Genomic DNA, 23553 nt, shown 5'->3' with positions numbered 1-23553 from the left:
CCGCTGGGCGTCGTCCGCGAATCGTCGCGCCGGGGCGTCGCACGCGGATCCTCACGCGAGCGCGCGGACGCGTTCCCGGATCACGTCCGCGATCTCGTCCGCCGGCCGCGTGGCGTCGACGACGAGGAACCGGTCGGGCTCGGCGTCGGCGAGTCCGAGGAACGCCGCGCGGACCCGCTCGTGGAACTCCCCCGCCTCGGCCTCGAGCCGGTCGTAGCGCGTGCGGGCGCCGTCGAGCCGTCGCCGTGCGATCTCCCACGGCAGGTCGAGCAGGATCGTGAGGTCGGGCACGAGCCCCTCGGTCGCCCACTCGGAGATGCGGCGCACCTCGTCGGGATCGAGCACCCGTCCGGCGCCCTGGTAGGCGACGGACGAATCGATGTAGCGGTCCTGCACGACCACGTCGCCGCGCGCGAGCGCGGGACGCACCACGGTCGCGACGTGGTGCGCACGGTCGGCTGCGTAGAGCAGCGCCTCGGCGCGGGGTGCGACGTCGCCCCGGTGGTGGAGCACGATCTCGCGCACCTCGACCCCGACCTCAGTGCCGCCCGGTTCGCGCGTGCGGACGACCGTGCGCCCCCGGCCGACGAGCCAGCGCTCGAGCCGCTCGGCCTGGGTCGTCTTGCCCGACCCGTCGCCGCCCTCGAGGGTGACGAACAGGCCGCGGGTCACGAGCTCTTCTTCGCGCGCGCGGTCGTGCGCTTCGCGGTGGTCGCCTTCTTCGCGCGCGGCTTCGCCGGGCCCTTGTCGCGCTTGATCTGCAGCAGCTCGACGGCGCGCTCGAACGTGATGTCCTCGACGGACTCGGCACGCGGGATCGTGGCGTTGGTCGTGCCGTCGGTCACGTACGGGCCGAAACGGCCGTCCTTGACCTTGATCGGCTTGCCGCTGACCGGGTCCTCGGCGAATTCCTTGAGCGCGCTCGAGGCGCTGCGCGCGCCGTACTTCGGCTGCGCGAAGAGCTCCTGGGCCCCGGCCAGGTCGATATCGAAGATGGCGTCCTCGCTCGGCAGGGTCCGGGTGTCGGTGCCCTTCTTCAGGTAGGGGCCGTACCGGCCGTTCTGCGCGGTGATCTCGTCGCCCGATTCCGGGTCGGCGCCCACCACGCGCGGCAGGTCGAGCAGCTTGAGCGCGGTCGCGAGGTCGACCTCCTCGATCTGCATGGTCTTGAACAGGGACGCGGTGCGGGGCTTGGCGGCAGCCGCCTTCTTCGTCGCGCGCTTGGGCTTGGGCGCCTCGACGACCTCGCCCGTCGCCGGGTCGACGGTGTCCCCGGCCGGGGCGGCGGATGCCTCGGGCTCGGGGTCCAGTTCCGTGACGTACGGACCGAACCGGCCGTCCTTCACGACGACCTGCTTGCCGTTGTCGGGGTTCTGCCCGAGCACGCGGTCGCCCTGGACGGGCGCATCGATGAGTTCCTGCGCCTTCTCCCGCGTGAGTTCGTCGGGCGCGAGCGCCTCCGGCAGGTTGACGCGGCGCGGCGGCGCCCCCTCCGCGGCATCCGCTTCGACGACCTCGAGGTACGGACCGTATCGGCCGATGCGCAGCGTGATGCCCTCGGCGATGGCGATCGAGTTGATCTCGCGTGCGTCGATGTCGCCGAGGTTGTCGACGACCTGGCGCAGGCCCTTGTGGCGGTCGCTGCCGAAGTAGAACTCGTTCAGCCAGTCGACCCGGTCGGCCTCGCCGGAGGCGATCCGGTCGAGGTCGTCCTCCATCTCGGCGGTGAAGTCGTACTCGACGAGATCGCCGAAGTGCTCCTCGAGCAGGCGCACGACCGAGAACGCCACCCAGCTCGGCACGAGCGCCTGCCCGCGCTGCGTGACGTAGCCGCGGTCGATGATGGTCGAGATGATCGACGCGAACGTCGACGGGCGCCCGATCCCGAGCTCTTCGAGCCGCTTGACCAGGCTCGCCTCGGTGTAGCGCGGCGGCGGGCTCGTCTCGTGGCCCTTCGCCTCGAGCTCGGCCAGGCCCACGGCCTCGCCCTCGGCGAGCTGCGGCAGCTTGGCCTCGCCCGGCGACTCGTCGGCGTTGCGCTCCTCGTCGCGGCTCTCCTCGTAGGCGGCGAGGAACCCGCGGAAGGTGATCACGGTGCCGCTCGCGGTGAACTCGGCCGACGTGCCCGCGACCGGCGCGGTCGGCGACTCGGGCGCAGCGGCATCCGCTGCCGTCGGCCCGACCTCGATGGTGACGGTCGCCGTCTTGCCCTTGGCGTCGGCCATCTGCGAGGCGACGGTGCGCTTCCAGATGAGGTCGTAGAGCTTGAACTCGCTGCCGCGGAGCACGCTCTGCAGCTCGGACGGCGTGCGGAAGACCTCGCCCGACGGGCGGATGGCCTCGTGCGCCTCCTGCGCGTTCTTCGACTTCCCGGCGTAGGCGCGGGGCTTGTCGGGCACGCTGTCGGCGCCGTAGAGGTTCACCGCCTGGGTGCGTGCGGCCTGGATCGCCTGCTGCGAGAGCGACACCGAGTCGGTGCGCATATAGGTGATGTACCCGTTCTCGTAGAGCGACTGCGCGACCCGCATGGTGTCGCGTGCCGAGAGGCGGAGCTTGCGCGCCGACTCCTGTTGCAGCGTCGAAGTCGTGAACGGCGCTGCCGGACGGCGCGAGTACGGCTTGGACTCGAGCTTCGACACGCGACGCGACACCGTGTCGTCGCGCAGTGCTGCGGTGAGCGCGTGGGCGGTCGCCTCGTCGAGCACGACGGCCTTGCCGGTGAGGCGGCCCGCGTCGTCGAAGTCGCGACCGGTCGCGATGCGCTGCCCGCCGACGCGGACGAGCTTCGCCTCGAACGACGAGCTCTCCTTCGAGAACCGGCCGACGAGGTCCCAATAGGATGCCGCGACGAACGCGAGGCGCTCGCGCTCGCGGTCGACGACGAGCCGGGTCGCCGCCGACTGCACGCGGCCCGCCGAGAGGCCCGGACCGACCTTGCGCCAGAGCACCGGCGAGACCTCGTAGCCGTAGAGGCGGTCGAGGATGCGCCGGGTCTCCTGCGCGTCGACGAGCGCGGTGTCGAGTTCGCGGGTCTGTTCCTTCGCCTTGAGGATCGCGTCCTTCGTGATCTCGTGGAAGACCATGCGGCGCACCGGCACCTTGGGCTTGAGCTCCTGCAGCAGGTGCCACGCGATGGCCTCGCCCTCGCGGTCCTCATCGGTGGCGAGCAGGAGTTCGTCGGCGCCCTTCAGTGCGCGCTTGAGTTCGGCGACGGTCTTCTTCTTGGAGTCGGACACGACGTAGTAGGGCTCGAAGCCGTTCTCGACGTCGACCGAGAACTTGCCGAGCGGGCCCTTCTTGAGCTCGGCGGGGAGGTTCTTCGGCTCGATGAGGTCGCGGATGTGGCCGACCGACGAGAGCACCTCGTAGCCGTCGCCGAGGTACGCGGCGATCGACTTCATCTTCGTCGGCGACTCCACGATCACGAGCTTCTTCGCGCCAGACACCGGACTCCTCTTGCTTGATTTCGAGAACGAGAAACGCGCACATTCGTCTCCGCGCCCCCGAGCGGTGTGCCATCGGTCGGCGGGTGACGCCGACAGGCACACCATACACATTCCGCCCGGGAGCCCGCCCACCGCGGCGATGACGCGCCGGGCCGTCGGGCCCTTGCGTCAGCTGGGGAGGAGTGGAGAATGGCGCCATGGAGACGGCATCGGGCACCTACACCGCGAAGTTGATCGATGGACCCCTCGAGGGCAAGACCGTGTCGACGGGCTTCCTCGACTCCGGCGATCCGCAGCCGCGGATCGACTTCCCGGGCGACGGCGGCAAGCACTACGTCTACTCTCGCGGCTCGGGGCTCGAGTTCGAGACACCGGACGACGATCGCCCGTCGGCGGTCGAGTACCGCTTCGTCGAGACGGTCTTCGACTGAGAGCGGATGCCGCGGGGCGGCACCCGCACGAGCCGTGCGCGCCTCAGCGCGCGACCGTGAAGTCGAAGATGGACGTGTCGAAGCGGTTGTAGCCCTCGTAGTCGATGAGCTCGTAGAGCTCGGCCCGGTGCTGCATCTCCGGGAGGAGGCCCGTGAGGGCACCGGCATCCGTCAGCGCGTCGAGACCGCGGTCGGCCGCCCCCATCGCGAGCCGCAGGAGCGAGACGGGCCAGATCACCAGGTTCATGCCGACGTCGGCGAGCTGCTGCACGGTGAACAGCTCGCTCTTGCCGAACTCGGTCATGTTCGCCAGCAGCGGCACGTCGACCGCGGCGCGCATGGCCGCGAACTCCTCGAGCGAGCGCATCGCCTCGGGGAAGATCGCATCGGCGCCGGCGTCGACGAGCGCCTTGGCGCGGTCGATCGCGGCGTCGAGGCCGTCGACCGCGGCGACGTCGGTGCGCGCCATGACGAGGAAGTTCGGATCGCGTCGGGCGTCGACCGCGGCACGGATGCGCTGGAGCGCCGTGTGCTCGTCGACGACCTGCTTGCCGTCGAGGTGACCGCACCGCTTCGGGTTGACCTGGTCCTCGATGTGCAGGCCGGCGAGGCCGGCGTCCTCCATCTCCTGCACGGTGCGCGCGACGTTCATGGGCTCGCCGAAGCCGGTGTCGGCGTCGACGATCGCGGGCAGCTCGGTCATTCGCGCGATCTGCTTCGCGCGGCCGGCGACCTCGGTGAGGGTCGTGAGCCCGATGTCGGGCAGGCCGAGGTCGGCCGAGAGCACGGCGCCCGAGATGTAGACGCCATCGAAGCCCTTGCGCTCGATGAGCCGTGCCGAGAGCGGGTTGAACGCGCCCGGGAAGCGGAGCAGTTCGCCGCTCGCGAGGCGCTCGCGGAAGCCGGCGCGCTTGTCGGCGGGGGCGGTCTGTGCGTAGAGCATGCGTCCTCCTAGAAGATGCCGTGCGGCGTCTCGAACTGGGTCAGCGCGCCGGGTGCGGCGGTGATGGTGAGGTGGGTCAGCTCGTCCGGGCCGAGGTCGGGCAGACGCACGGCCAGACCGAGGAACCGGTCGATCTCGGCCTCGGTCAGGACCCCCTCGGCGAGGGTGCGGAACTTCTCCACGTACTGCTCCCGACCGAACGGGCGCGCCCCGAGCGGGTGCGCGTCCGCGACCGCGATCTCCTCCACGATCTCGCCGCCATCGGCCAGGCGGATCACGACCCTGCCCCCGAACGCCTTCTCCGTCATGTCCAGCGAGTGGTACCGGCGGGTCCATTCCGGGTCCTCGACCGTGACCACCTTGCGCCACAACGCGACCGTGTCCGGCCGGCCCGCCCGCTCCGGCGCGTACGAGTCCACGTGATGCCAGGCACCGTCCTGCAACGCGACCGTGAAGATGTAGGGCACCGAGTGATCCAACGTCTCCCGCGACGCGGTCGGGTCGTACTTCTGCGGGTCGCCCGCCCCGGACCCGATCACGTGATGGGTGTGGTGCGAGGTATGGATCGTGACCGACTCGATCCGGTCCGGGTCGTCCAGGATCAACGGGTACTCCCGGTGCAACCTCCGACCCAGGTCGATCAACGCCTGCGCCTGGTACTCCGCCGAGTGCTCCTTCGTGTACGTGTCCAGGATCGCCCGCTTGCCCTCACCCGGTTCGGGCAACGGCACCTCGTACCCGGCGTCCGGGCCGTCCAGCAGCCACGCGATCACCCCGTCCTCACCCTCGTAGATCGGCACCGGACTGGTCTGGCCCCGCATCGCCCGATCCACCGCCTCGACCGCCATCTTCCCCGCGAACGCCGGCGCATGCGCCTTCCACGTCGAGATCTCACCCTTGCGCGACTGCCGCGTCGCGGTCGTGGTGTGCAACGCCTGCCCCACCGCCTGGAAGATCGTCTCCCGATCCAACCCCAGCAACGTCCCGATCCCCGCAGCCGCCGACGGCCCCAGATGCGCGACATGATCGATCTTGTGCTTGTGCAGGCTGATCGCCTTGGCCAGGTCCACCTGCACCTCGTACCCCGTCGCGATGCCCCGCACCACATCCCGACCCGTCAACCCACGCGAGCCCGCGCAATGCTGCGCGACCGCGACCACCGCGGGAATGTTGTCCGCCGGATGCGAATACTCCGCCGCGAGGAACGTGTCATGGAAATCCAACTCCCGCACCGCGACCCCGTTCGCCCACGCCGCCCACTCCGGCGACGTGCGCCGACCCGCATCCACCCCGAGCACATTCGCCCCGGCACCCCCGATCGAAACCGGATGCGCCAACGCCTGCGAACGCGCCGCGACCACCGGCCCCCGAGCCAACGACGCCGCAGCCACCGCCGCATTATCGATCACCCGATTCACGACCATCTCCACCACATCACCATCGACCGCAACCGGATCGACCGCGACCTCGGCGATCTTCCAGGCGAGCTGATCGGGGCGGGCCAGGTTCTCATCGCTGCGGTGGACGCGCACGTGGTGGAGTTGCACGGTTCGGCCTTTCGGTTCGGTGTTCTCTGCGTTCGGCGTCGGGCGCGGTCCGGGATCGGACCGCGCCCTACGCCGCCGGGGCGGTCGCGCTCGCGAGCGCGTGGGTCAGGCTGCGGTGGAGGTGGACGTGGGTCGCGTGGGAGGCGAGCTCGGCGTCGCCAGCGAGGATCGCATCGACGATGAGCTCGTGCTCGGAGGCTGCCCCGCGGAGCCGCGCGGGGTTGTGCCGGGACAGCCGGCGGATCCGGGCGGAATGCAACTGGACGCTGCGGAGCGCGCCGCCGAGGAAGGGGTTGGCCGCAGCCTCCTCGATCGCCAGGTCGAGGTCGTCGACGATCGCGAAGTACCGGGCGAGCCCCTCCTCTCCCTCGGCGAGCAGCCGGGGCGCGTGCTGCAGCCGCTCGCGGATCGCGAGGAACGGCGCCTCCGCGCGCCGTCGCGCCGCCAGGGCCGCGGCCCGCGCCTCGAGCGCTTCGCGGAGTTCGTACAGGGCGACGATGTCCGCGTGCGACACGGCGGTCACGATGGTGCCGCGGGCCGTCGGCTCGACCAGACCGTCCGCTGCGAGACGGCGCAGCGCCTCGCGGACCGGAGTGCGACTGACGCCGAGACGGACGGATTGATCGACCTCCAGCAGGACCGTGCCGGGCCCGAGCGCGCCGTCCAGGATCTCGCCGCGGAGCGTGCCGTACGCCCGCTCGCCAGCCCTCATCTCGCCCCCTTGATCACACAACGCCCCGTTATGTATACATGGGGTGGGTCGGATCCGCAACGATTGGCTGACAGGTTGCAGATTCGTCACCTCGGAACCTCCCACGAAGCCATGTCATGTATACACGCGGTCTCGAGTCGGCCGCCCGCGAACCCGCTTCACCTGCTCCACCCGGGCGGCCCCGCGCGCGCGTCGGCGACGGCACGGATCGGACCGCGCACGACCTCGACCGCGACGACGGCGGTCGGGCCGACGACCTCGCACGCGACGAGGTTCGCACCGTTCCGCTCGGCGAGCTCGGCCGCCGAAGTGCACGGCTCGCCGGCAACGGCACCGCTCAGCGCATCGGCGGCGGCGAGCGCCGCGGCATCCGCCGCATTCGCGGCCTGCTGCGCCGCCACGGAGGCGCCGAGCACGCCGACCATCGCCACCGCGAGTGCAACGACCGCACCGAGGATCGCCATCGCGACGACGGTCGCCGCACCGGCCTCGCCGCCGTCCGGCCCGCGGTGTCGGCCCGCAACGCCCTCCCCGTCGGTCACAGCCCACCTCGCATCGCGCACGACTCCGCGCGCAGTTCGAGCGCTGCGAGCAGGCCCCCGGGGCGCGCGGTCAGGCGCGCGCACACCACGTCGCCGTCGTCGACGACCGCGAGGCCCGCGCCCCGGACATGACGAGCCGCGATGCCGGCCGCGACCGCGGACGTCTCGCCCCGACCGAGGGCGCGCGCCGCGTCCGCCGCGGCGTCGGCGAGCCTCACCTGCACCGCGACCGCGTGCACCGAGGCGAGCGACGCCGCGAGCACGAGGGCGATCGCGGGCAGCGCGACGGCGAACTCCGCCGTCACGCTGCCGCGATCGGCGTCACCCGACCGTGAGCGCATTCCGCACGAGGTCGGTCAGGATGCCACGGACCTCCTCGCCGCGGAGGATCACGACGAGCAGCCCGGCGAACCCGACGGCGGCCATGGTCGCGACGGCGTACTCGGCGGTGGCGGCTCCGCGCTCGCCTGCGAGCCGCCGCGCGATCGCGACGAGGCATCGGTGGGCAACGGTCGCGTACCGGCGGGAGCGCGGTGCCGGTGGGGTGACGGACGGTGCGTGGTGCATGCGGTACTCCTTCTCTCTGCCGCACGCGGCGGCGACGGTGGCACGAGTCGATGGCGACGTCACGCGGAACCGCCGAGGGTGCCGGTGACGACGGAGATCATGAGCGGGGCGACGCCGAGCAGCACGAAGGCGGGAAGGACGCAGCATCCGAGCGGGATCATGAGGCGCACGCCGAGCGCGGCGGCCCGGGTCGCACCCGCCGACCGCGCGGCGCCCCGCATCCGAGCGGCCTCGGCTCGGAGGAGCTCGGCGACCGGTGCGCCCGCTCGCTCGGCGAGCGCGAGCACGGGCGGGCTCGCATCGCGATCGGCGAGTTCGGGCACGTGCCGGCGGAGCGCGTCGGCGACGACCTCCTGTGCGCGTTCCACGGACGCGCCGCTCGAGAGCGCCACGGCCAGGAGCTCGAGCCCGAGGCCCGGTGCCGGCCGCGCGACCCCGGCACGGGCGACGAGCGCACGGCTCCACCTCGCGCCCGCCCAGAGCAGGCCGCTGCCTGCCACGAGGCAGGCCAGGCCGAGCGGCCCGCCGAGGAGCACGCCGAGGGTGTCGAAGCCGAGCATCATTCCGAACGCGACGGCGATGACCGGGAGTGCGGCGACGAGCCGCGCGCTGGCTCTGGGGCCGGCCAGGAGCGCAGCCGCCTCCCGTCGCAGTTGCGCCTCGTCGCGGAGCGATGAACCGAGCACGACGAGCGTCCGGGCCAGCGGCGCGCCCGCGGCATCCGCCACCGCCCAGGCCGCCGCGAGCACCGGCCACGCCGACGACGCCTCGCCGGGCGGTGCACCCCGGTCGCGCGCCGCGTGCGGCGCGCGCCGCGTGGCCGACTCGATCGCGGCCGCGACCGACTCGCCGCTTCCGGCGGCATCCGCGGCCGCGACGAGCACCGCGGCATCGCGCTCGGAGCCCCGAGTCGCCTCCGCGGCATCCGTTCGCAGCGCGGCCCATGCGGTCGCGGGCGCGAGACCCGCCGTCAGCAGGGCGGCCAGCCGCTCGGCGACCCCGGCGACGAGGTCGAAGGGCGCCGCCGCGTCGGCCGGGCGCGGGAGGACGCGATCGAGAAGCCGCCGTGCCGCTCGAACGGCGCGGGTCAGCACGGCTCGACCTCCATCCGACCATCGCGCGCACGGAACCGGCCGATCCCGGCGACGCGCCTCCGGCCTCCGCTCCGCTCGAGGTGGATCACGAGGTCGAACGCGCTCGCCGCCTGCCGGGACACCGCCGCGGGCGACATGCCCGCGAGGGCCCCGAGCGCCTCGAGTCGTGCCGGGACGTCGGCGAGCGAGTTCGCGTGCAGCGTTCCGGCACCGCCCTCGTGGCCGGTGTTCAGCGCGGAGAGCAGTTCCCTGAGCTCGGGACCCCGGCACTCGCCGACGACGAGTCGATCCGGGCGCATCCGCAACGACTCGCGGAGGAGCTGGTCGAGTCCGATCCGCCCGGCGCCCTCGAGGTTCGACTGGCGGCTCTCGAGGGCGACGACGTGCGGATGGCACGGGCGGAGCTCGGCGACGTCCTCGAGCAGCACGACACGTTCGCCCGGCGGCACCTCGGCGATGAGCGCACCCAGCAGCGTCGTCTTCCCGGTGCCGCCGGCCCCGGTGATGAGGAGGTTCCGCCGGTCGTGCACCGCGCCGCGCAGCCGCGCCTCCGTGTCGGCGTCGAGCATGCCGGTCCGGGTGAGGTCGGCCAGGCGCGCCCCGGCCGCACGTGGGATCCGGACCGAGAGCAGCGTGCCGGTGGTCGAGATCGGCGGGATGGCCGCGTGCACCCGGATGCCGCGGCCGAGCCTGACGTCCACCGCCGGGGTGGACTCGTCGACGTGCCGGCCGCCGCGGGCGACGAGCCGGATCGCGAGGGCGCGGACCTCGGCTTCGGCGGCATGCCAGCCGGGTTCGCGCTCGGCGCCGGAACCGCGGTCGACCCAGAGGCCGCGCTCTCCATTGACGAACAGGTCGGTGACCGCAGGGTCGTCCGCGTACGGGCCGAGCGGCCCGAGTTCGGCCAGGTCGTCGACCCCGATGGCTTCACCTGCGGATTGCCGTGTCCTCGCCGGTTCCGGCGGGGACGCGGAACGCCGGTCGGGCACGGATGACGCGGGCTCGGGCGCCGCGCTCGGACCCTCGGTGGGCGGCGCCCATTCGGGCGCGGCGTCGGTCTCCCACGAGGGGACGGCGACGAAGGGGGCGGACATGCGATCGACCGTAGGAGCGTGCGCTCGGTCGATCTGCCCCGATCCTCGAAGGATCGGGACGAGTCCTCCCCCACACCGTTGTGGAGGAGGACTCGTCTCTCGTCGGCATCGAGGACGACGCCTTAACGAAAGGGGGCGGCACCCATTGGGGGGAACAGGTGCCGCCTCGGCAGCACGCTGATTGGGGGGAATCTCACGCGCTGCAGGCCGCGAATCGGATACGTTCGGGGCGTACCCAGTGTATGGGTTGACGTTCCATGCGCAAGCACTTTCTGTCCTCATTTGTGCCGACATACAGAAATCTTCGCGAGTTCCTCCATTCGACCGTCGAACAACGACGGAATCGGCCGCGAAACCGGACGACTCCCAACGATTTCGCACCCCGGTCGGACGACGGGCGCGACCGCTCCCCGCCCGACGTCATCGTCGGCCGATGGACGGTAGGGTGCTGTGTGGGGCAGGCGACCCGTCAACCGAAACACTTCGCGAAGGAGCGATCGCACCACTATGAACGCGCAGATCGATCACGCGCTCGAGGAGATCCGGCGCTTCCGCCCGAGCCCCGAGTTCGCCGCCCAGGCCGTCGCCGACGAGGGCCTCTACGACGCCGCTCGCGCCGACCGGCTCGAGTTCTGGGCCGACCAGGCCCGCACGCTCCTCCAGTGGGAGAAGCCCTTCACCCGCACGCTCGACTGGTCGAACCCTCCGTTCGCGAAGTGGTTCGACGATGGCGAGCTCAACGTCGCCGTCAACTGCCTCGACCGTCATGTCGAGGCCGGCCTCGGCGACCGGGTCGCCATCCACTGGGAGGGCGAGCCGGGCGACTCCCGTGCCATCACCTACGCCGAGCTGACCGACGAGGTCAAGCGCGCGGCCAACACGCTCACCGACCTCGGCGTCCGCTCGGGCGACCGCGTCGCCATCTACCTGCCGATGATCCCCGAGGCCGTCGTCTCGATGCTCGCCGTGGCTCGCCTTGGCGCGATCCACTCGGTCGTGTTCGGCGGCTTCAGCGCCGACAGCCTCGCGTCGCGCATCGACGACGCCGAGGCATCCGTCGTCATCACCGCCGACGGCGGCTACCGAAAGGGTCGCGTCTTCCCGCTCAAGCCCGTGGTCGACGAGGCGCTCGAGAAGTCCGCCGGCTCGGTCCGCAACGTGCTCGTCGTCAAGCGCGGCGAGAACGAGATCGGCTGGAACTCCGACCGCGACCTCTGGTGGCACGAGACCGTCGCGACCGCGTCGAACGAGCACGAGGCGCAGGGCTTCGAGGCCGAGCACCCGCTCTTCATCCTCTACACCTCGGGCACGACCGGAAAGCCCAAGGGCATCCTGCACACCTCCGGCGGGTACCTCACGCAGGCCGCGTTCACCCAGAAGAACGTGTTCGACCTGCACCCCGAGCGCGACGTCTACTGGTGCACGGCCGACGTCGGCTGGATCACCGGCCACTCCTACGTCGTCTACGGCCCGCTCGCGAACGGCGCCACGCAGGTGCTGTACGAGGGCACGCCCGACACGCCGCACCCCGGCCGCTGGTGGGAGATCGTCGAGAAGTACGGCGTGACGATCCTGTACACGGCGCCGACCGCCATCCGCTCGTTCATGAAGCTCGGCCGGCAGATCCCGCACGAGTACAACCTGCGCACCCTGCGCCTGCTCGGCTCGGTCGGCGAGCCGATCAACCCCGAGGCGTGGATCTGGTACCGCCACGTCATCGGCGGCGGGTCGATCCCGGTCGTCGACACCTGGTGGCAGACCGAGACCGGCGCGATCATGATCTCCGCGCTGCCGGGCGTCACCGACCTGAAGCCGGGCTCGGCGCAGGTCCCCGTGCCGGGCGTGTCGATCGACATCCTCGACGACGACGGCACCGCCGTCGAGGGCGAGGGCGGCGGACTGCTCGTCGTCACCGAGCCGTGGCCGTCGATGCTCCGCGGCATCTGGGGCGACCCGGAGCGCTTCAAGGAGACCTACTGGGAGAAGTTCGGCGCAGCGCCCGACAAGACCATGTACTTCGCCGGCGACGGCGCCCGCCGCGACGAGGACGGCGACATCTGGCTGCTCGGCCGGGTCGACGACGTCATGAACGTCTCGGGCCACCGCCTGTCGACCGCCGAGATCGAGTCCTCGCTCGTCGCCCACCCCTGGACGGCCGAGGCCGCCGTCGTCGGCGCGTCCGACGAGACCACCGGCCAGGCGGTCGTCGCGTTCGTGATCCTCAAGGCCAGCCAGGCCGAGCGGGTCACCGACCCGGCCGAGGCCAGCGAGGAACTCCGCAGGCACGTCGCGACGCAGATCGGTGCGATCGCGCGCCCGCGTCAGGTCTTCATCGTCAACGAACTGCCGAAGACGCGGTCCGGCAAGATCATGCGTCGGCTGCTGCGCGACCTCGCCGAAGGCCGCGAGGTCGGCGACACGACGACCCTGGCGGACACGTCGATCATGCAGGTGATCAGCGCCCAGGTGCGCTGACCGGCGAAGGCCGACCCGAGAAGACGGATGCCGCGGCGGTTGTTCCCGCCGCGGCATCCGCGTCTTCGGGCCCGCCCGTACCGGCGGGCCCGCATCGGTTCTAGGCGAACTCGGCGATCACCTCGACCTCGACGGGTGCGTCGAGCGGGAGGACGGCCACGCCGACCGCGGAGCGTGCGTGCACTCCGGCGTCGCCGAAGACCTCGCCGATGAACTCCGAGGCGCCGTTGATCACCCCGGGCTGCCCCGTGAACGACGGGTCGGAGGCGACGAAGCCCACGACCTTGACGATCCGCGTGACCCGGTCGAGCGAGCCGATCTGGGCCTTGATCGCCGCGAGGGCGTTGAGCGCGCACAGTCGGGCGTACTCCTTGGCGTCGCCTGCGGGGACGAGCCCGTCCCCGTCGCCGACCTTTCCGGTCGCGGGCAGGGCACCGGCGACGAAGGGCAGCTGGCCCGACGTGTAGACGAGCGTGCCGGTCACGACCGCGGGGACGTATGCGGCGACCGGGGCGGCGACGGCCGGGAGTTCGATGCCGAGTTCGGCCAGGCGTGCCTCGACCGAGGCCATCAGGCGTCGCCCTCGAACTGCTTGGCGGCCTGCGCGGCCGCAGCCTGGCCGGCGGATGCCGCGGCCGAGTCCTCGCCGCCGACCGGGCGCTTCAGGTAGGCGACGAGCCCGCCCTCGGGGCCCTGCACGACCTGCACGAGTTCCCAGCCCTCCGAGCCCCAGTTGTTCAGGATCGCGGCGGTGTTGTGGATCAGCAGCGGGGTGGTGATGTACTCCCAGGCGGGCATGACGCTCCTTCGAGCCGACGATGGATGGTGGTGTCCGAAGGCGCGACAAGTCCCTGCGGGGGTCGCCGCTTGGCGGCTATTGCCAGCCTTCTCCGTTAAGCTCCACTATATGTCTGCCCAAAAACCCCTGAGCGGTGCTGCGTCCGGCGTGCTCGGCATCGTCGGCATGAGCGCCCTCGCCGGCATCCTCGTGACCGCTGCGGTGACGCCCGCGCTGGCCGTCACGGGCATGGCCGCGAACAACAGCATCACGATGTTCGAGAACCTTCCCGGGTACCTCGAGATCGACGAACTGTCGCAGAAGTCGACGCTGCGGGCGAAGAACGCCGACGGCGAGTGGACTCCCCTGGCGTCGTTCTTCGACGAGAACCGCGAGGAGGTGGCGTGGGATTACATCTCCCAGTACCTCAAGGACGCCGCCGTCGCCGGTGAGGACCCGCGCTTCTACGAGCACGGCGGCGTCGACATCCAGGGCACGGTGCGCGGCGCGTTGAAGACCGTCATCGGCGGGGACACGCAGGGCGGATCCTCGATCACGCAGCAGTACGTCAAGAACGTGCTCATCAACAACGGCGTGTCCGAGGCGACGAACGAGGAGGAGCGGGAGGCCGCCTACGAGGCGGCGACCGAGGTGAGTGCCGAACGCAAGCTCAAGGAGATCCGGTACGCGGTCTCGCTCGAGAAGAAGTACTCCAAGGACACCATCCTCCTCGGGTACCTCAACATCGCGCACTTCGGCGGGCGCGTGTACGGCGTGCAGTCGGCCGCGAAGTACTACTTCGGCACGAACGCGCAGGACCTCACGCTGCCGCAGGCAGCGAGCCTCATCGCCATCGTCAACCACCCGGAGAAGTTCCGCCTCGACTACCCCGAGAGCGAGGCGAACGGTACCGCCAGCGTCAACGCGAAGGGCGAGCCTACGCCGTACGCCGCCAACAAGGACCGACGCGACTACATCCTGGATGAGATGCTCAAGGAGGGCAAGATCACCCAGGAGGAGCGCGACGCCGCGGTCGCGGAGCCGGTGGCGCCGAAGATCACCGAGTCGAGCACCGGGTGCGCGACGTCGAACGGCTACGCCTTCTTCTGCGACTACGTCACCTGGGAGATCAAGAGCAAGTTCGACGATCCCGCCACGGAAGACGTCAACGAAGGCCGTGAACTGCTCCAGAAGGGCGGCCTCGACATCTACACCACGATCGACTTCGCGATCCAGAACGAAGCGGTCGCGGCGCTGAACGACAACATCCCGAAGTCCGCCGACGGCGTCGACATCGGTGGAACCGCCGTGAGCGTCGAGGTCGGCACCGGCCGGATCCTCGCCATGGCGCAGAACAAGGATTACTCCGCCGACCCCGACGTGCTCGCGAGCGGGCGCAACTACTCGGCGGTCAACTACAACGCCGACATCGACTACGGCGGCTCGAGCGGATTCCAGCCCGGGTCGACCTACAAGGTGTTCACCCTCGCCGAGTGGCTGAAGGAGGGGCATGCCCTCAACGAGGGCGTCGACTCGCGTCGACGCGCAGCGTGGGGCGAGTTCGAGAACAGCTGCCAGGGCACCATGGTCGACAACGGCGAGTGGGGCAACCCCCGCAACGACGGCGGCGAAGAGGGTGGCTACTGGACCGCGGTCGAGAACACCATGAACTCCTACAACACGGGCTTCATCGCGATGGCCAAGCAGCTCGACCTGTGCGGGATCGCGAAGACCGCCGAGGGCCTCGGCGTGCACCGGGCGGACTACGAGCCGCTGGGGCAGTACCCGTCGACGATCCTCGGCACCAACGAGGTCGCGCCGCTGTCCATGGCCACGGCATTCGCCGGCATCGCCGGCGGTGGCAAGTCCTGCTCGCCGATCGCGATCGACAAGATCACGAAACAGGACGGCGCCGAGCTCACGCCGCCCGCCTCCGAGTGCACCCAGGCGCTGACCCCCGAGGTCGCCGCGGGAACCGCGTACGCGATGCGCAAGACGATGGAGGGCGGCACCGCCGCCGCGTCGGGCTGGCAGGTCGACCCCTACGTGCCGATGATCGGCAAGACGGGCACCACCGACAACGCCGAGGCCACGTGGATGAGCGGTGCGTCCTCGAAGGTGTCGACCGTCGTCGGCGTGTTCAACGTCACCGGGCACGTCAACCTGCGGGACACCTACTTCGATGCCGGCCAGGCCGCCGGGCTCAGGCACAACATCTGGCCCCGCATCCAGTCGGTCGCGAACGCCCGGTACGGCGGCGACGCCTTCGCCGAGCCGCCCTCGACGATGCTGAACGCCCCGCAGGTCTCCGTGCCCGACGTGCTCGGCCTCTCGCCCGAGGCCGCACAGAAGGCCCTCGAGGCGGCCGGGTTCGGCTGGAAGATGGACGGCGAGGTCGACTCCGACAAGCCGAAGGGCACCATCGGCTCCCAGTCGCCGTCCGGCACGGCCGGACGTGGCGCGATCATCAGCCTGAAGACGAGCCGCGGAAACATGGCCGGTCTGCCCGACGTCGTCGGCATGAGCGCCGACCAAGCGGAACAGACGCTCCGCGATGCGGGCTTCCGAGTCGACCGGGACGACCAGGACGTCAGCGACCCGAGCCAGGACGGACTCGTCCTCGCTCAGTCGCCGGGCTCCGGGAGCTCGGTCAAGTCCGGCCAGAAGATCACGATCACGATCGGGAAGTTCGACGGCGACGCCGGACCGCCCGGTGATGGTCCGGGCAACGGCAACGGCGACGGCCCGGGCGACTGATGGGCGACGGCTTCTCGCCCGTCGCGCGGATCGCCTTGGCGATCGGCGCGGCGGGCGCTGCCGCGTTCGCGTGGGGCTCGCTCGTCGAGCGTCGCCGGTTCACCCTGCGACGGGTCGAGGTGCCCGTGCTCCCGACCGGTGCCGAACCGATCCGGGTCCTGCACGTCTCCGACCTGCATATGGCGCCGTGGCAGCGCGACAAGCAGGAGTGGGTCGCGGCGCTCGCCGACCTGCGCCCCGACCTGGTCATCGACACGGGCGACAACCTCGGCCACCGGAACGGGCTCGAGGGCATCCGACGTGCGTTCTCGGCGTTCCGCGGGGTTCCCGGAGTCTTCGTCAACGGCTCGAACGACTACTTCGGACCGGTGCTGAAGAACCCGTTGGCGTACTTCGGAGGCCCTTCCGGCACGGCGCAGCGTGCCGAACGCCTCGACACCGCCGCGCTCCACGCGTTCTTCGGCGAGCTCGGCTGGCTCGACCTCGACAATGCCGCCGCCTCGATCGAGGTGAACGGCACGCACCTCGAGTTCATCGGCGTCGACGATCCGCATCGTGGCTACGACCGCCTCGAGCTCGTCGCCGCGGCGATCGACGACCTCCGCGCCGACGACCCGTACGGCGACGAGAGCTGGCCCGACCTCCCGGGGGAACAGCCCGAGCGCCGATCGGTCACGATCGGCGTCGCTCATGCACCCTACCGGCGGGTGCTGAACTCGTTCGTGAACCACGGCGCGCAGCTGCTCGTGGCGGGCCACACGCACGGCGGACAGGTGTGCGTTCCCGGCTTCGGGGCGCTGGTGACCAACTGCGACATCCCGCGTTCCCAGGCGAGCGGGCTGAGCGTGTGGCGTCACGGCCTGCGGGCGGCGTTCCTCAACGTCTCGGCCGGCCTCGGCACGTCGATCACGGCTCCGGTCCGGTTCGCCTGCCCGCCGGAGGCGACGCTGATGACCCTCGTCCCGGAGTCCTGACCACCGACCCGGGGAGCGTTCCGTCCGTTCCGGCTGGTCGGGAGCATCCGAAATGTCGGCTATGCTTGTGGAGGCCTTCGGGCCATCCGGGGTGTGGCGCAGCTTGGTAGCGCGCTTCGTTCGGGACGAAGAGGTCGCAGGTTCAAATCCTGTCACCCCGACCGGAATCCCGGCGCCATCGGGCGCCGGACACGAGCCCCCTCCACGCGGAGGGGGTTCGTTCCGTCTCCGGCGTGTCCGAACGGGTACCGCGTCGATGCAGGCTGCTCCGTCACGACCGCCGTCCCGCCCCGCTGCGGCCCCAGCCGGAGGCCCAGCCGAAGACCCGCTCGAGCGGTCCGCGCCCGAGGAACCTGCGCCACGTCCACGCGAACACCGCCGAACCGATGATCAAGCCGACGAGCAGCGGCCACGAGTCATCCGTCACCACCCCGTCGGGGCGCACCGTCTTCGCGTTCGCGATCACGACCAGGTGGCCCGTGTAGATCGTCAGGGGCATCGACCCCATCGCCGTGATCGGCGACAGCGCGACGCCGGCGACCCGGCGGACGCGCGGCACGGCGAACGCGGTGAGCGTCATCGTGGCGGCGACGAGGAGGACCGCGACCGCGGTGTTGCCCGCCGTCTGAAGGGATGCCGCGAGCACGACGTTCCCGCCGACGGGGGCGTCCCTCGGGACGGTCCCCTCAGATCGGGCCAGCACCGCCGCGCTCGTCAGGGCGAACACGGCCACGAGCGCCGAGGCCGCCGCCGCCCGCGCGATCACCTCCGGCCGGTGGATGCCGGCCCTCGCGAGGCCGACCCCGATGAGCATGACCGGGACCCAGACGACGACCGGGTACGCCCCGATGAGGAACCACTCCGGGATGAGGCCGAGCGCCCCGTCGGAGCCCATCGCCACGGGAGGCCGGCGCGCGGCCTCGACCACGATGGGAGCGATGACGACGCCCGCGATCCCCGCGCCGAGCGCGGTGCGCGCAGGCAGGAACAGCAGCGGGAGCATGACGAGGAACGCGACGCCGTACACGTCGAGGATGACGAAGACGAGCGGGCGGAGGTAGGCGATCACGGCCAGGCCGAGCAGGATGAGCAGGATGCCGCGGATCGCGATCCGACGGCGCAGCGCGGACCGCGATGCCGGATCCGCGGTCGCCTGCGTGCCGCCGGTCATGAGCCCGAGCCCGATGCCCGCGGTGAGCGCGAACAGCAGGCGCGGGCGCTCATCGGCGAACGCGATGACCGCGGCGAGGTCCGCCTGCTCGACCGCCGGGGCGACGTGGGCCACGAACATCCCGACGAGTGCGATGCCCCGCGCGGCGTCGACGCCCTCGACGCGCGTGGTCGGGCTCCGCGGGAGGCGGAGGGGCGCGGGCATGCGTCATCTTCGCACACCGACCGGCAGCCGCGGCCCGTTCGCCGCGGGCGGCCCGTTCGCCGCGGGCGGCTCGTCGGGCCCTGGGCGCTCAGCTCAGGGGCGAGCGGCGCAGACCGTGTACCTGCCGGCGACGACCTCGACCTCGCACGGGTCGACACGCGGCGTTCCCGACCAGATCGTGGGGTCGCCCGCGGTCGACTCCCCCGCATCCGTGAGGCCGATATGCGAGCCGGCGAGGACCGCGACGCTCACGCCCGCGCCCCACCAGGTCGCCAGGCGGTCATGGCCGAGCTCGGCGATCTCCGCAGCGGCCGCGCGCTGGTGCGGTAGGGTCTCGCCGGTCGCGCCCGGCCGGGTGCCGACGGTCGTGACGCGGCCGACGACCGACCAGGCCAACGCGACCACCGCGAGCGCAGCGACCCCGGCCACGAGGGTCCTCACCACATGGGTGCGCAGCCCCCGCCACGCGACGCGTGTCGCGGGCACCAGGGCCGCGGCGACCACCGGGACGAACGCGAGTACGCCGGGGGCCGGATGGCGGATCCAGGCGGGTGTGTGCCGCGACAGCATCCACCAGGCGAGGTAGGTCGCGACCCCGAGCAGTGCGACGAGGACGATCGCCGCGAACTCGGAGGGTTCGGCTCGGGCAGCGCCCTTCGACCGGAGCAGTCCCGGCGCGCGGCGGACCCTCCCCCACGCGACCACGAACACCAGGGCCGCCGTCGCCGCGACGGCCACGCCGACGAACGCCGCGAGCTCGGGCGGCAGGTTCCACGACGCCGCGAGCGTGTCGGCCTTCTCGGCCGGGGTCACCGCGTACCCGAGCTGGCCGCCGGAGAGGAGGAAGTACGCGAAGTCGCGGAGGTTGTCCACGTACCCGGCGAATCCGAGCGTCAGCAGCTTGACGAGTTCGAAGACGAGCGTCGGCACGGCGGCGGCGAGTGCCGCGACGAGCACGCGCGGGATCGTCATCCGCAGACGCGCACCGATCGGCCCCGCGGCATCCAGCAGCACCGCGACGGTGAACGCCGGGATCGCGAGCAGCGCGACGAACTTCGCCTGGATGGCCAGCCCGACGAGCAGTCCGGCCAGCCACGGCCGGCGATGCACGAACAGGAGCGCCGCCGCGAGGAGGGCCGCAGCGGTGACCTCGCCGAGGATGTCGGCCGGGGTCTGGATCGGCGACGGCAGCGCGGCCGTCTCGAACGCGACGGGGACGGCGATCGCGACCAGCGCGGCCCACCGGCCGCCGAGGCGCCGCCCGACGAGTCCGAGTGCGACGAGGAGCCCCACCCAACCGAGCGTGGCGAGCAGCCGGCCAGCGACGACGGGATCGACGCCGAGCGCGATCAGCCCGGCCGTGGGCAGCAGCAGCACCGGACCCGTCGAGATCCGCACGTCGAACGGCGTGAGCGTGCTGCCCGACAGCGTGCCGTCGCTGGCGTACCCGAGTCCGCGCACGAGGTTCAGGGGAACGGTGAGGTTCAGCGCCTCGTCCTCCCAGAGGCGCACGGAAACGATGCCGGGAATCAGGATGAGCAGGTTCGCGACGACGAGTCCGACCAGCGCGACCCACCACAGCACCGCGAGCCCGATCCGTCGCACGTGGGGCGTCGGCCACGGTGTCATCGACGGGCCCCCGGCCTGAGCGACACCCGCCACAGCTCGGCCGCGGACGCGACCGCGAACCGCCGGAGTCGCTTCGGCGGCAGCTTCGGCGAGCGCTCCACGCCCCACATCGTTCCGGTCGCGCTCGATCCGCGGCGCGGCAGGCTCGCGACCTCGACGTACCTGACCTGGTAGCCGCGGCGCGCCTCGGCGATCGAGAAGTGCACGTGCGGCACGAGCGCGTCATCGGGGATCGCGTCGAGCAGTTCGGCGATCGCCTCGGGCCGGTAGACCCGCAGCGGCGTGTTGACGTCGGGGACCCGGCGTCCGGCCGCGGCCGCCACGACGAGGCCGACCCCCGCGGTGAGGGCGCGGCGGAACCACGGGTCCTGACGCCCGCGTCGGACCCCGTGCACGACGTCGGCCCCGGTCGAGACCGCGGCGCGCACGGTGCGCACGAGGTCGGCGCCGTGGAACTGGCCGTCGCCGTCGACGTGCAGGATCAGGTCCGGCTCGAGTCCGAGGCCGGAGCGGTACGCCGCGATGGCGGTCGGGCCGTGACCGCGATTCACGTCGGCGTCGACCGGGACGAGCCCCGGCAGGTCGGCCGCGAGGTCGTGGAGCACCTGCCGCGTGGCATCCGTCGACCGGTCGTCGACCACGACGAGGTCCAGCCGTGGCGCGAGCGGCGCGAGGTGCTCGCTGATCTCCGACAGGAACTCCGGCAGTCCCTCGGCCTCGTTGTAGGCCGGCATGACGACCACGAGGTGTTCCAGCTGCACACGGCCTCCCGACGTCGAACGCCGCGCGGCGGGCGACGGCACGCGTAGTAGCGTAGTCGAGATGTCACAGCATGCTCGGTGGCGCCGCCTCGCCGGGCTCGGGGCGCGCTTCCTCACGGTGGGGGCGGTCAGCACGCTGATCGAGATCGCGGTGTTCAACCTGCTGGTCTTCGCGTTCGACGTCGACCTCGTGATGGCGAAGATCGTCGCATCGCTCGTGGCCCTCGTGAACGCGTACCTCGGCAACCGCGAATGGACCTTCCGCGATCGCGGCGGCCATTCGCGCGGGGTCGAACTGACGTTGTTCGTGATCGTCAACGCGGCGTGCACGGCGCTCGGCGCCCTCATCGTCTGGGCGGGCGTCGCCGTGGCCACGCTCCTGCTCGGACGCGAGGCCGGCCCGGTCGCGGTCAACGCGGTCAACCTCGGCAGCATCGCGATCGTGGTGCTGGTCCGCTTCCTGCTGTACCACTTCGTGGTCTTCCGCGGGGCGCGCCGACCGAAGCCGGGCGCGACCGCGGACGCGACCTGACGCGTCAGCCGGCGTCAGCCGGCGTCAGCCGCCGTGCCGGCGTCGGCGGCTTCGCCGGCTTCGGCGCAGCCCGGCTGGTCGAGGGTGATGTTCGACGCCCGCACGAGCGGCGTGTGCCGAACCTCGAGGGGGCCGTACTCGGCGCCCGCTTCGCCCGTGAACGTCGCCTCGACCGTGTGGGCCGACGCGGGCACGTTCCGGACGTTGACCTTCACGGCGGGGCGACCGAGGTGCGTGAGCGGGGTGGCGGACACGGCCCTGCCGTCGACCGTCGCCTGCTGGAACGTCGAACCGATCGGACCGTAGAGCACCAGGTCGGTCGAGATGTGGCCGCGCGGGAAGTACTTGCCGGTGGCGATGTAGTCGGCGAGTCCGTCGACCTGGTCCGGCTGGACCGTGTTCGCCAGGGTCGCAGTCGTCGTGAACGTGGGCGCCGTCCCGCGGTCGACGGTGCAGGCATCCGTCGCAGCGGCGACGTCGAGCTGGACGTAGTAGTCCATCTTCCCCTGGGTGATGTCGTTCACGTAGACCCCGACGACGCTCGCCTCGCGGTCGTCGACCGGGAGCGTCCCGGCGATTCGGGCGCCGTCGATGAGGTCGGCCTCCGCCTCGTCGGACGGGACGTACATGAGTCGGCCCTCGTCGATCGCCCGCGTGAGGGCGGTCACCAACGCGTCCGTGTCGGCGGACCCGGACATCAATGCGCCGAAGACCGAGCCCGCAGCGGCCGCGAAGAACGCGTCCTGGTCCTCTGGATCCTCGTATCGGAAGTAGACGTCGTTGAGCACCATGCCGGCCGCGTTGTCCGCGGTCAGCTTCTCGCCCGTGGCCAGGCCGACCGGCCCCGTCGCCCCGAGCAGGTAGCCGAGTGCGACCGGGTCGAACGAGACGACGCCGTCGACCTGGTCGCCGAAGGACTCCGCCCAGAACGCGCGGATGATCTCGCTCGTCTCCGGGAAGTCGGGCGTGAGCGTGACATCCATCATGTACCGGCCGATCTTGTCGCCGTACAGTGCCTCGGTCTCGGGATCGAGGGCGATGATCGGCTCCGGCCGGCCGTTCCGGAAGTCGGTGCTGGAGGCCTGCCGGCCGATCGTGATGCGCCCGTCGGTCACGTTCACGAGGAGCAGTGCCGCCGGGTTGCCGCCGGTCCCGCGCGCTTCGGCGAGGTTCTGGAACAGCACGAGGTAGTTGCGCGGGCCGTCCGCTCCGAGTGCGCCGGGCAGGACTGCGAGTGCCTGCTGGGCGGGTTCGATCATCGGCTCGAGTTCGCCGACGGCCTCGTCGAGTTGGTCGACCCCGTCGCGGACGGGACCGATCAGCGGTTCGCGATCGATCGTGTCGAGTTCGCCCGAGACCCGGCCGATGGTGTCGGCGACGCCGTCGACGGTCTCGGAGAGCCCCGTCAGGGCGACCAGGTCGATGGCACCCCCGACGGGCTTCAGCGCTTCGAGGCTCAGGGTGGTCGCGGGCTCGACGACGCCGTCGACGAGGTCGTCGACGGATGCGGCGGTCACCCGCACCGCCTGGAGGTTGGCGCCGAGCACGGGGACCCACTCGAACGATCGCCACGACGGGTCGTCGGTGAGCTCCCGGGCCGCGGCGGAGTGCGTGCGCAGCTGCGCGATCGTCGCGGTCGCGCCCTCCTGGTCGCCCGCGAGGACCTGCTTCTGCGCCTGCTTCGCGAGCGGGATCGCCAGTTCGAGCTCATCCTTGGCTGCGAAGCCCCGCTCGGCGACCTGGGCTCCGGCGAAGCCGACGCCCACGAGTGCGAGGAGGATGACACCGAGCGACACGGGAACCCACAGCCGCGCACTGCGGATCAGCGGCTTGCGTTCTCGGAGGGCTCGTGTGCTCACGCGAGCCATCGTATTCGCTGAAGCATGGGAGTACGCC

21 protein-coding genes and 1 tRNA gene are annotated in these 23553 nt (G+C 71.5%); 6 read left to right on the top strand and 16 right to left on the bottom strand.

From position 1 onward, the window contains the following. Nucleotides 1-51: 51 nt before the first annotated feature. Together tmk and topA are read right to left on the bottom strand one after the other, a co-directional pair. Complete coding sequence (gene tmk / locus DSM26151_RS04020; protein WP_234661139.1) at nt 52-672, bottom strand: dTMP kinase; 621 nt, start codon at nt 670-672, stop codon at nt 52-54. After that, nucleotides 669-3446 (bottom strand): type I DNA topoisomerase, encoded by a 2778-nt coding sequence (topA, locus tag DSM26151_RS04015; protein WP_407651010.1) that lies wholly within the window; start codon nt 3444-3446, stop codon nt 669-671. The genes tmk and topA overlap by 4 nt, the downstream gene beginning before the upstream one ends. Nucleotides 3447-3643: 197 nt before the next feature. On the opposite strand from topA, the gene DSM26151_RS04010 reads away from it, so the two are divergent. Further along, a complete protein-coding gene (locus DSM26151_RS04010) occupies nt 3644-3877 on the top strand; it encodes a hypothetical protein (protein WP_234661138.1) in 234 nt (77 codons plus the stop codon). 43 nt (nt 3878-3920) lie between these two features. Here the strand turns inward: DSM26151_RS04010 and prpB are convergent, their stop codons facing one another. The 8 genes from prpB to DSM26151_RS03970 form a co-directional block, all read right to left on the bottom strand. Beyond that, nucleotides 3921-4820, bottom strand: coding sequence for a methylisocitrate lyase (gene prpB / locus DSM26151_RS04005; protein ID WP_234661137.1), 900 nt, complete (start codon nt 4818-4820; stop codon nt 3921-3923). A gap of 8 nt (nt 4821-4828) precedes the next feature. Beyond that, the gene (locus tag DSM26151_RS04000; protein WP_234661136.1) at nt 4829-6367 is read right to left on the bottom strand and encodes an MmgE/PrpD family protein; all 1539 of its coding nucleotides are present in this window, start codon (nt 6365-6367) and stop codon (nt 4829-4831) included. Between the two features lie 67 nt (nt 6368-6434). Continuing rightward, nucleotides 6435-7079 carry a GntR family transcriptional regulator gene (locus DSM26151_RS03995; protein ID WP_234661135.1) on the bottom strand — a complete coding sequence of 215 codons (645 nt, stop codon included), beginning with the start codon at nt 7077-7079 and terminating at the stop codon, nt 6435-6437. Nucleotides 7080-7237: 158 nt separating this feature from the next. Further along, nucleotides 7238-7621 (bottom strand): Rv3654c family TadE-like protein, encoded by a 384-nt coding sequence (locus DSM26151_RS03990; protein WP_234661134.1) that lies wholly within the window; start codon nt 7619-7621, stop codon nt 7238-7240. Then, the gene (locus tag DSM26151_RS03985; protein WP_234661133.1) at nt 7618-7926 is read right to left on the bottom strand and encodes a TadE family type IV pilus minor pilin; all 309 of its coding nucleotides are present in this window, start codon (nt 7924-7926) and stop codon (nt 7618-7620) included. The genes DSM26151_RS03990 and DSM26151_RS03985 overlap by 4 nt, the downstream gene beginning before the upstream one ends. Before the next feature lie 16 nt (nt 7927-7942). Next, nucleotides 7943-8188: a DUF4244 domain-containing protein gene (locus tag DSM26151_RS03980; protein WP_234661132.1), complete on the bottom strand. Its 246-nt coding sequence runs from the start codon at nt 8186-8188 to the stop codon at nt 7943-7945. A 59-nt stretch (nt 8189-8247) separates the two neighbouring features. Beyond that, on the bottom strand, nt 8248-9282 hold the full coding sequence (locus tag DSM26151_RS03975) for a type II secretion system F family protein (RefSeq protein ID WP_234661131.1): 1035 nt from the start codon (nt 9280-9282) through the stop codon (nt 8248-8250). Continuing rightward, nucleotides 9276-10376, bottom strand: a complete 1101-nt coding sequence (locus DSM26151_RS03970; RefSeq protein WP_234661130.1) for a TadA family conjugal transfer-associated ATPase — start codon at nt 10374-10376, stop codon at nt 9276-9278. The genes DSM26151_RS03975 and DSM26151_RS03970 overlap by 7 nt, the downstream gene beginning before the upstream one ends. A gap of 507 nt (nt 10377-10883) precedes the next feature. Here DSM26151_RS03970 and acs point away from each other — a divergent pair. After that, a complete protein-coding gene (acs, locus tag DSM26151_RS03965; RefSeq protein WP_234661129.1) occupies nt 10884-12851 on the top strand; it encodes an acetate--CoA ligase in 1968 nt (655 codons plus the stop codon). A gap of 100 nt (nt 12852-12951) precedes the next feature. On the opposite strand, the gene DSM26151_RS03960 is transcribed toward acs, so the two are convergent. Continuing rightward, nucleotides 12952-13422 carry a RidA family protein gene (locus DSM26151_RS03960; protein WP_234661128.1) on the bottom strand — a complete coding sequence of 157 codons (471 nt, stop codon included), beginning with the start codon at nt 13420-13422 and terminating at the stop codon, nt 12952-12954. Next, nucleotides 13422-13649 (bottom strand): DUF4177 domain-containing protein, encoded by a 228-nt coding sequence (locus tag DSM26151_RS03955; RefSeq protein ID WP_234661127.1) that lies wholly within the window; start codon nt 13647-13649, stop codon nt 13422-13424. Before DSM26151_RS03955 ends, DSM26151_RS03960 begins: the two co-directional genes overlap by 1 nt. A 109-nt stretch (nt 13650-13758) precedes the next feature. On the opposite strand from DSM26151_RS03955, the gene DSM26151_RS03950 reads away from it, so the two are divergent. The 3 genes from DSM26151_RS03950 (at nt 13759) to DSM26151_RS03940 (ending at nt 17521) form a co-directional block, all read left to right on the top strand. Beyond that, nucleotides 13759-16386 carry a transglycosylase domain-containing protein gene (locus tag DSM26151_RS03950; protein ID WP_234661126.1) on the top strand — a complete coding sequence of 876 codons (2628 nt, stop codon included), beginning with the start codon at nt 13759-13761 and terminating at the stop codon, nt 16384-16386. Continuing rightward, nucleotides 16386-17360 (top strand): metallophosphoesterase, encoded by a 975-nt coding sequence (locus DSM26151_RS03945; protein WP_234661125.1) that lies wholly within the window; start codon nt 16386-16388, stop codon nt 17358-17360. The genes DSM26151_RS03950 and DSM26151_RS03945 overlap by 1 nt, the downstream gene beginning before the upstream one ends. 87 nt (nt 17361-17447) lie before the next feature. After that, nucleotides 17448-17521, top strand: a tRNA-Pro gene (locus tag DSM26151_RS03940). Nucleotides 17522-17631: 110 nt separating this feature from the next. Here DSM26151_RS03940 and DSM26151_RS03935 read toward each other — a convergent pair. The 3 genes from DSM26151_RS03935 to DSM26151_RS03925 all read right to left on the bottom strand — a co-directional run bounded on the left by DSM26151_RS03935 (nt 17632) and on the right by DSM26151_RS03925 (nt 21125). Next, a complete protein-coding gene (locus DSM26151_RS03935; RefSeq protein ID WP_234661124.1) occupies nt 17632-18735 on the bottom strand; it encodes a heparan-alpha-glucosaminide N-acetyltransferase domain-containing protein in 1104 nt (367 codons plus the stop codon). Nucleotides 18736-18828: 93 nt separating this feature from the next. Next, nucleotides 18829-20364, bottom strand: coding sequence for a hypothetical protein (locus DSM26151_RS03930; protein ID WP_234661123.1), 1536 nt, complete (start codon nt 20362-20364; stop codon nt 18829-18831). Continuing rightward, complete coding sequence (locus tag DSM26151_RS03925; RefSeq protein WP_234661122.1) at nt 20361-21125, bottom strand: glycosyltransferase family 2 protein; 765 nt, start codon at nt 21123-21125, stop codon at nt 20361-20363. Before DSM26151_RS03925 ends, DSM26151_RS03930 begins: the two co-directional genes overlap by 4 nt. 61 nt (nt 21126-21186) lie before the next feature. On the opposite strand from DSM26151_RS03925, the gene DSM26151_RS03920 reads away from it, so the two are divergent. Beyond that, complete coding sequence (locus DSM26151_RS03920) at nt 21187-21657, top strand: GtrA family protein (protein ID WP_234661121.1); 471 nt, start codon at nt 21187-21189, stop codon at nt 21655-21657. Between the two features lie 14 nt (nt 21658-21671). On the opposite strand, the gene DSM26151_RS03915 is transcribed toward DSM26151_RS03920, so the two are convergent. Continuing rightward, nucleotides 21672-23516, bottom strand: coding sequence for a DUF4012 domain-containing protein (locus tag DSM26151_RS03915; RefSeq protein ID WP_234661120.1), 1845 nt, complete (start codon nt 23514-23516; stop codon nt 21672-21674). Nucleotides 23517-23553 lie beyond the last annotated feature (37 nt).

Source organism: Agromyces marinus (assembly GCF_021442325.1).
Taxonomy (GTDB): Bacteria; Actinomycetota; Actinomycetes; order Actinomycetales; family Microbacteriaceae; genus Agromyces; species Agromyces marinus.
The sequence above is the reverse complement of the archived record's forward strand: the minus strand, read 5'-3'. Positions and strand labels throughout refer to the sequence as shown.